The 257-nt window shown below is 44.7% G+C and carries 1 protein-coding gene; it reads right to left on the reverse strand.

Annotation, left to right across the window (positions count from 1 at the left end; translation table 11 throughout):
- Nucleotides 1-257 (reverse strand): histidine kinase dimerization/phospho-acceptor domain-containing protein (locus tag AAEY88_RS14385; protein ID WP_350563483.1); only part of this gene is annotated, 257 nt, incomplete at both ends.

The raw sequence follows: 257 nt of genomic DNA on the forward strand, positions 1-257 counted from the left end.
ATTTATCGGTTCAAAATGCAACGCCATAGAGCCAGAATCCGCCTGTGATAGCAGCAACAATTTACGGGTAATAGCCGACAAATGCCCTACTTCATCAAGAATGGCATTGAGATCCAATAGCGATGGGTTTTCAGACAACACAGCTTGTTCAAGCTTGCCTCTTAGCACTGTGAGTGGTGTTTTTAGCTCATGGGCTGCATCAGCCGTAAAACGAGAAACTTGTTGAAAACTGTCCTCTAGGCGATCGAGCATCATAT

Origin of the sequence: Psychrobacter sp. CAL346-MNA-CIBAN-0220, assembly GCF_040309805.1 — a bacterium.
In the GTDB taxonomy this organism is placed as follows: domain Bacteria; phylum Pseudomonadota; class Gammaproteobacteria; order Pseudomonadales; family Moraxellaceae; genus Psychrobacter.